Below are 277 nucleotides of genomic sequence, written 5' to 3'. Positions count from 1 at the left end.
CAGCCGCTTGACCTGCCCATTCACTTCCCTCTGTTGCCGCCTGCAGACGGCAACGGTCGACAGCTTCGCTCAATGACTCGAAACGGAGCTCGGACTCCACAGCCCAACGCTTGGCGCGCTTGAGCGCAAGCTCGGAAGACTCTGCATCGGTGGCCAGTGCGGCGTGCGCGGCGGCCTCGGCAGCAGCTTTCTCAACCAAGACGTGTTTGCCGCGCACAGCACCTGCATATGCATGCGCCGCAACCTCCCCCACCCTGACCTCGATGAAGCCACCGAG

General features: G+C 63.9%; 1 protein-coding gene. It reads right to left on the bottom strand.

The annotated features are described in order from the left end of the window. A partial coding sequence (locus tag EW028_RS25735) for a hypothetical protein (protein ID WP_227745032.1) occupies positions 1-217 on the bottom strand: 217 nt, incomplete at its 3' end. Between the last annotated feature and the right edge of the window lie 60 nt (positions 218-277).

It is taken from the genome of Lysinibacillus sp. OL1, assembly GCF_004332175.1.
Taxonomy (GTDB): Bacteria; Bacillota; Bacilli; order Bacillales_A; family Planococcaceae; genus Lysinibacillus; species Lysinibacillus capsici.
Note: the sequence above shows the minus strand (reverse complement) of the source record. Positions and strands in the feature narration are given on the sequence as shown.